The sequence below is a fragment of the Escherichia sp. KCJ4928 genome, assembly GCF_004352695.1.
Lineage (GTDB): Bacteria > Pseudomonadota > Gammaproteobacteria > Enterobacterales > Enterobacteriaceae > ECMA0423.
In genome coordinates this window covers 1-8,000 of the sequence record NZ_SJWV01000183.1, presented here as the reverse complement: position 1 = coordinate 8,000, position 8,000 = coordinate 1, and the positions used below count along the sequence as shown (strand labels likewise).

General features: G+C 51.5%; 5 protein-coding genes. All 5 read right to left on the bottom strand.

Going from position 1 to position 8,000, the window contains the following annotated elements; translation table 11 throughout:
* Nucleotides 1–412: 412 nt before the first annotated feature.
* Nucleotides 413–1,174, bottom strand: coding sequence for a DNA-binding transcriptional regulator EnvY (gene envY / locus E0D98_RS19455; protein ID WP_001177469.1), 762 nt, complete (start codon nucleotides 1,172–1,174; stop codon nucleotides 413–415).
* 182 nt (nucleotides 1,175–1,356) lie between these two features.
* The gene (locus E0D98_RS19450; protein WP_001224567.1) at nucleotides 1,357–2,247 is read right to left on the bottom strand and encodes a DUF4434 family protein; all 891 of its coding nucleotides are present in this window, start codon (nucleotides 2,245–2,247) and stop codon (nucleotides 1,357–1,359) included.
* Nucleotides 2,248–5,220: a bacteriophage adsorption protein NfrA gene (nfrA, locus tag E0D98_RS19445; RefSeq protein ID WP_001580085.1), complete on the bottom strand. Its 2,973-nt coding sequence runs from the start codon at nucleotides 5,218–5,220 to the stop codon at nucleotides 2,248–2,250.
* Nucleotides 5,207–7,444: a cyclic di-3',5'-guanylate-activated glycosyltransferase NrfB gene (gene nrfB, locus E0D98_RS19440; RefSeq protein ID WP_000383954.1), complete on the bottom strand. Its 2,238-nt coding sequence runs from the start codon at nucleotides 7,442–7,444 to the stop codon at nucleotides 5,207–5,209. The genes nfrA and nrfB overlap by 14 nt, the downstream gene beginning before the upstream one ends.
* Nucleotides 7,445–7,712: 268 nt before the next feature.
* Nucleotides 7,713–8,000 (bottom strand): ISAs1 family transposase (locus tag E0D98_RS19435; protein ID WP_001706174.1); only part of this gene is annotated, 288 nt, incomplete at its 5' end.

Genomic DNA, 8,000 nt, shown 5'->3' with positions numbered 1-8,000 from the left:
GTATTGAATGATTATCACAATGCGCTATCTGTTTTTGGTTTAATTATCTGTTATTGTTTTATGTTGCGGTTTTACTGTGTGGTTTTTTATGCTTTTGTGGTGTTTTTATCTATTTAAGCGCCATGCCTTTAAAGGCATATAAGCGAAAATAGCATGAGGTTTATCCTCAATTGCTATGTTTTTTAGTACAAAAAAGAGGGACAAAACTGAGACACATAAGGCCTCACAATGGCTTGCAAGGCTTTACATGTTTTGAGGTAGTGGGACGTGTGAGCGCAGAGATGGCGCGGTAATTTGTTGACTTAAAATGTCGTTCTAGGAACTTCTAAGTCGTGGGCCGCAGGTTCGAATCCTGCAGGGCGCGCCATTTCTTCTTCATTTATGCCCGTCTTATCCGTTTCCGCTTTGCCCTTCACCACATCACTTTTTGTCGCTGTTTGGCGAGATAATTCAACGGTGTCAGGCCGTAAAACGCCTTAAAAACAGAGATAAAGTATGACGTGCTGCTATAGCCACATAATTGCGCCACCTGAGTGATATTTTTGTTATCCATCAATAACATCTGTACGGCGTAACGCATACGACACTCTGTGACAATCTGGCTATAGCTGGTATTTTCGTTTTTTAATTTCTTTTTGAGCAGGCTGGGGCTTAAACATAGCGAACTGGCGACAATTCGCAGATTCCAGTAATGCTGAATATCGCTTTGAATAATGCGGCAGACGCTGTCGCGGACGCTGCTGCGTAAGATATACATCAGTAGGGCAATAAACCGCGATTGCTCAAGAAAGTTAGACAATACGGTAAAAAGCAATACGCGCGTCAACTCCGCTTCGCAGGGTTTGCTGGGTTGCTGCTTGCTGTGGTTGGCGGCTAGCCGGAACACTTCCGGTGTACGGCTATGACAAGCAATAACCGGGGTTGCCAGCCGCGACCAGGGCTTTACACAGGTTAAGTTCTTATTTAAAAACAACAGATAATCGTTGATGATGTTACGGTTGATGTGGGTGATTAATACGTGATTTAACGTTGAGAGTTCAATGACGTTATTGTTGCACGCGAAGGCGGCCAGGTAGTTTTTCGGAAGGGTAAACGTAGCATGGTTATTGACGCTTACCTCTACCTCTTTTTCGGTCAGGATCACCACGCAAGGTTCACTGCTGCTCAATTGCATTTCGCACTCCTCAGATATCAGAAACTCCGCTCAAAGGATCTATGCTTCCTGCATGAGTGATCGGCCCGTTCGCCGATAACGATCTTCTTTCTTTAGCACGCTTTTTAGCAATTAATCTTGATGGAATTCTGACGAGAGCGAAAGAGGTAAGCCAGGTCGTACCCGACTTACCTGGAGGAGATTTAATACTCGAGAATGCCGTGCGCGACGGGCAAATAGCGCAGAGAGAAATAGAGAGTGTCTTTACCGCAAGAGGAACGTTTCGCTAACAGCGAGGCGATCTCTGCGTCCGGTTTCGGTTTCGCTGTAAAGGTTTTGCCTTTGCCGGCGACAAACAGTTCATAAACAATGCCGCTTGCTGGGGCGGAACTTTGGCAATCGGCGCTGGCCTGTAGATAACGTTCACGCTGTTCAGCGGTCAGTTTATCCACGCCGCTGCCATCCTGTACCCAAACATTAACGCCGGTTGCTTTAACGTGTTCCAGCAGTTGGCGATAGCCATCGGGCGACATGTTTCCGGCGAAAAAACTACTGATATAAACCGGTTTTGCTGAAACATCGCTAATCAGCCGCTGCGCGTTGTTTAACCATGTTAGCAAAGGCTGACGGGCAGCTTCGCTGCGCCAGTTCAGGTCGTCAATTTCCGCGCTGATGTACCAGCCATCCGGCGTTACGCCAGGCGCGGCGCTCCATAATCTGGCTTGCTGGAGATCGGCAGCCAGCAGGCGATTAAGATAGCTTTCCAGCGCTGCGGACGACTGTTTCTGGTGCATAAAAAATTCCGGATCGGCGTTCAGCCCGACAATCAGCTTCAGGCCAGCCTGTTGCGCAGCTGCGGCACGCTTAAACAATAACGCGCGCTGTTCTGGCTGGGTGAATGCATCGCCGTAACGGGTCCATTGCAAAACCAGGGTATCGAAGCCTTGCAAACGTAACTGACTCATCAGCCCCTGCCACTGGGTATCGGTAACCTGACTATCTCGGTTTTGTGGTTGCCAGATAATACCTTTCATCGCAAAGGAAAAAGGGCTGACCAAAAGCAGTGTCAGCAATACGAAAATGAACTTACGCATTTACCAGTGCACTCCAATGGTGAGAAACGCGTTGTTGCGCTCTCCGTTACGTTGATTAATCGCCTTAAAGGTATGTTGATACTCGACGCCGAGACTGACTTTGTGCGGCCAGGCGTCGTAGTGCGTCTCGCCGGTCCAGATATTCCAGCGGACCCCGACTCCGCCAAGCTGCGCGCCCTGAGTGCCTTTATCACGATAGCCGTTGTCCTGAACGTGAGCGTAAGGCTCAATAGTCTGTCCGTTAGCTACCTTCTGATGCCAGCTGACGCGATAATCTGCCGTCCACGCCTGAATATCCTGGCGGATATATTGCGCCGCATCGAGGTACAGGTTTTGGGCAAACCAGCCTGAACCGTTCGGGTGCCATTCGTCGCTGTATTTGCCGCCATTAAAGAATGAGGCGCTGGCGCGCAGCATGGTATCGGATGCGCCATTTTGGCCGTTCAGCGGCAACTGCTGTTCGACGGCGAGGAAAAAGATCTGATCGCGCAGCGGCTTCCAGCGCAGACCGGTGCCGGACATCGGATTTTTCACCGGCATCATCACCCCGTTTTCTCCGGTATCGGCAAAGACGCGGCTATAAACTGAGAGCAGGTCGCCTTCCAGCAGCATATTGCGTCCGATGCGGTACTCGGCTTCCAGTTGTCCGTAGCTACGATAGCTTTTCCCTGGCGCTGCGCCGCCGACATTATTGTTAGCGGTACTCATTGCGCCGGAACGCAAGCCGATGGAAGAATCGAAACTGAACGTCCAGCGGCGACCGACCTCCTCATGCAAACGGCGGAAATTGAAGCGTTTCTGATTTTGCTCTGGGGTCAGTGGGGTTATCAGCGCCTGATTATCAATGTCATCAATCACCAGCCGGGCGTAATGCTGCGTCGCAGGCATGTCATCCAGACGCTGGTTCACATAGGCCAGTTGTCGGATCAGTGCCGGATCGTCCGGAAGCCCTTTATGCGCCTGTTCGAGCATTTCCCGCGACTGTGCGATATCACCGCTATCCCACAAGGCGTAACCAAGCGCTGCCTGGATGTTGCTATTATTCGGTTCCAGTTCCAGCGCGGCGCGCAAATCACTCACCGCCGCCGGGACATTATGACGTTGGCGATAAATTGTCGCCCGCGCAACGTAAGCGTTGGCAGAAGGCGCAATATTGATTGAGCGCGTGAGATCGCTCAGTGCGAGTTCCGGCTGACCAGGAATGTAACGTTGCGCATGCAGCCACCAGTAGAGGGCATTGTTTCCCAGTCCACGTTGTTCTGCCTGTTGTAGCCAGCGATCGCGAGCTGCACCATTTCCTGCCGCCTGGGCGGTATTGGCAGCAGCAAGCAGATCCTCATTGCTCATGTCGTGAAGACTGATTTTCTGCCAGGCCGCCAGTGCGGTGGCGTAGTCCTCAACCTGATACGCCTGATAGGCTACCGCACGATGTTGCCAGGCGTTCGGTTGTCGTTGTTCGGCCTGAAGCCATGCATACAGCGCCACACCGGGTAGCGTGTCCCGATAACACTTTGCCAGACGGTTCCAGGCGGAAGCATCGTAGGAAGGCGACATATCGCCCAGCAAGCGAACTATTGCCGGGCAATTATCTGCAATACCCGGCAACTGACTTTGCCACTGACGTTGCTCCGCCAGCGGTAAGGGTTTCGATAAAATCGCCACCTTCGCCGGCGTTGCCAGGTAAGGATGACTTTCCAGCAGAGACGCCAGTCGCGCCATTAAAGTCTGGCTGACACGCGCATCGCCCTGGAAAGGATAGCGTTGCAGCAATAAATCGGCAGCTTCGCGTGACTGCTCGTTCTGCATCAGTTGCCAGGTCAGTTGATCCAGGCGGGTAAGATTTGCCGGTTCTTGCTGATACAGCAATCGTGCCAGACGCAGAGATTCAGCCTTGTTACGGGTCGCCACGCTGACAGCATAACGCTCCTCAAGCATTTCATTAGCGGGGAGGGTGGCGAGCAGTTTTTGCGCTGCGTCGTACTGACCTTCTTTTAACAGCACCGGTAGCGTCGCGCCAACAACATACTGGCGGTTATCGGCAAACTGCACCGTATAATTCGCCAATGCCTGAACGGGGTTGGCGCTGTATTTAGATAACAGATAGAGCCAACTTTTCTCTTGTGCGTCCGTGGTAAACAGCGGCTTATTTTCATTGAGATAATGCTGGAGGCGTGCTTTTTCGCCACGATAAGCCAGCGCGGTCGCGTAAGTAATATATGACTGAGGATCGGTGAAGATCCCCTGTGATTGCAGTGCCAGGATCCGATCGTCCAGCTGCCCGGCAAGAAGCACGTCAAACCACTGACGGCGTTCTGCCGCGCTTAATGTGTTCTGCTGGCGTGCTTCATTGTATAGCGTATCTGCCTGGGACCATTGTTTCAGGTAGATTGCCCGTTGCAGCAGATCGGTTCGCAGCGTTTTTCCTTCTGGCGATGCAGCAAACGTCGCATCGTTCAGTTGCGCTCTGGCGACAGGTAATTGTGCCAGCCGCAGGGCATTCTGCCCGACTTCACTGCGACAACGCAGGGTCGGCGCAGCGTCGCACGCTTTTTGCTGGGCAAGCAGTTCTTCAACAGTCGTAACGCTTTTCACTTCAACCGGAATAGCCGCCAGACTGCGCTCAAGTCGGGCATCTCCTGGGTGACGTTTCAGTTGATCCTCAAGCAACAGCCGCGCCCGGTCATCATGACCAAAATGGCGATAGGCTTCCGCAAGGTATAAAGTCAGCGGAATATTATCCGGCACCTGCTGGTGTATATATTCAAATTCGCGGATGGCGGTTGCTTCGTCGTTATTTTTCTGTGCCTTCAGCGCCTTATCGAGACGGGGATAAATAACAAAATGGCGATAATCGCTCAGCCCCAGCTCTTCTGCGCTGGTGCCGATATTGTCTGCGAGTGCGCTGGTACTCAATAAAGACGTCAGCAGTAAACCAGACCATCCGATGACGCGATTAAGGTTATTCTCCTTCATTTTCGGACTCCAGTTGCGCAACCTGTTCTGTGTTTAAACCTGCTTTGAGTAATAGTGATTGCATCGAAACTTGTAATTCGCGTTGAATTGTCAGGACGCGATCCAACGTTTCCTGGCTGATAACGCCTTCGGTGACCAAAAACTTGCCGAGCGGCAGAGAACTGCGTTCATGGCGCAATAACAACACGTTAATTGCTGAACGATTAATATGACCGAGCGTGGTCAGTATTTCGGCGAACAGGAACTGATGCGGCACATATTGCCGCCAGATTTCACCGGTCTGCTGTTCCGTGAGCCACTGATGCTGAACCGCATTGTACAACATTGCCCGCGGATCGTGACCGCGTCGGCGTGCATACCAGTGACGTAACCCCGTGACAATTTGTCCCCGCAGAACAATGACGTAACGCACTTTGCGTCCGACTTTACGCGTCAGGGCCGCCAGCGAAACCGGGTCAATACCATCTTCACTGCCGACAATTAACTCATCATTTTCCAGACGCAGCGGCAGTACTGCATAATGCAGCGCTACGGAGGCTGGCATTTCGGCAATCAGCGAGGACGGGATCTGCCAGGCATCGATGGATTCCCACGCCACGCCGTTTTGCTCTGCCAGCGCCTGTGCCAGCTGCTCGGCGCTAATCAGCCCCTGCATCAGCATTGAACCGCCCAGGCGTAGACCTTCGACGCGATTACGCAGTGCTGTATCGAGTTGTTCTTCAGTGATGACCTGATTTTCCAGCAGAATTTGGCCTAACGGGCGCAACGAGCGGGTATCGCCAGTCACGCTGGGGAAGTCATGCGTTGTTTTATCCCACGCGACGCGACGTGGATCGCCGTGTTGAAGTACCTGTTTTAGCGCGCGCCAGTTGGCCATGAAGTTAATCAGGTTGCCCCAGAAAAGACGCAGGACAGATAGCATCCCCTGCGTCAGACCGTAGTAGCCAGTGACGAAAATCACCCGCTGCACGATGCGGTTAACCATCAAGCCAAAGTTTAGCCACAGCAGGGTCATTAACCATGCGCTGCCGCTAAAAATAGAAAGGAAATGCCAGGCATTGGGCCACAAACTTTCATACGCCAGCAACAGCAAAAGCTGGAGCATCACCAGCATCGCGAGGAAGCTGACAAAGTTACTGATTGCCCCTTTGCGGTCGCGCCAGAGAAAGTAGTTCAGCGTCAGGCTGGAGGTCCATTTGTGGGTTTTAAAGCCCTGGAAAACAATGCCGATGATCCAGCGAGATTTTTGTCGAACTGCAGTCGAAAAGGTATCGGGGAAATATTCGCGCACGCAGATCATGTTTGACGTCCGTGCGTGCTGTAAAAATTTACGCTGCTCGCGTTCTTTGGCTTCGTCCACCACCGGAAAACGGACAAAAATTTCCGTCATACCTTTCTCTTTCAGGCGGAAACCAATGTCGTAATCTTCAGTCAGACTCTGCACGTCGAAAGCAATACCGTCACCGTCAGCTAACAGAGCGGTCACGGCGCGGCGGCTGAAACAGGTGCCGACGCCTGCGCTGGGCACTTGTCCGGCGAGGGCTTCACGCACCGGAACATCTTTGCCATGCAGCTCTGAAAACTCATCAATGTAAGTCATGCTGGTGAAGTGCGTCCATTCGCGTTCGAACGGATACACCGGGATCTGAATCAGATCTTTACGCTCGACCAGATAGTTGAACAGACGCAATTCCATCGGTGAAATCACATCTTCGGCGTCATGCAGAATAAAACCAGCAAAAGCGAAATTGGCGCTACGTTCAAACTGGGTGATGGCGTCCAGCACGTTGTTCAGACAGTCGGCTTTGCTGGTGGGACCAGGACGCGCGCAGACTACCTTATGCACGTTCGGAAAGCGAGCGCACACTTCGTCAACATCACGTTGAGTATCGGGGTCGTTGGGGTAGGTGCCAACAAAGATATGATAGTTTTCGTAGTCGAGCGTGGTCGCCGCCAGCTCGGCCATATTGCCGATGACGCCCGTTTCATTCCACGCCGGAACCATAATCGCTAACGGTTTTTCATCTGGTTTATACAGTTCGCGGTAACTCATTCGCGGGTAGCGGCGATAAACACTCAACTTGCGTTTAATGCGGCGTACCCAGTAGACGACATCAATAAAAAAATCGTCCAGCCCGCTGATGAACATGATGACCGCTAACGTTATCGCGATTACTTTTAAGCCGTAGAGCCAGGTTGCAAAAACATCAAGAAGCCAGTCCACACAAAAACCTTACATTAACGCTGGTTATGTTTAGGGTGGCGTATATTAAGGTTTTTTATGAATTGTGACAGCTTTTTACCATTAATAGGTATGACTATTGCGGCACGTTATTTTTACACTGGTTATAAAAGTTGCCGTTTGCGTAGAATGTAGACAAAAGCATGGTGTCAAGGAGGGGAGGTTAACGTCATAGTGAAAAGGAGCGGTGGCACCGAGCAGGTCATAATGTAGTGGAAGTGCCTGGAGGAGGTGAGCAGGCAGGGCAAGATTACGAAAGCCCGCTCCCCGCAAGGACTGACGCGAGATAGTTTCTGTCCATGGCTGCTTTTCGCATCTTACGTCTTAACCCTGCCTTGAATACCTTATCATTCGTCAAAATATTAATAGCGATGTGCCGTATCCCTGAAAATAATTCTGCTGCATTTCCTCTTCTTATTTTGCAGTCGTCTTCATTCATTACCACGTCCAGACGCCAGTGCAGCTTATTCTCCACGTGCCAGTGGTTTCGGATTGCTGTGGCGAACTTCTCTGCGGTTAAATCAGCGGAACTGATATA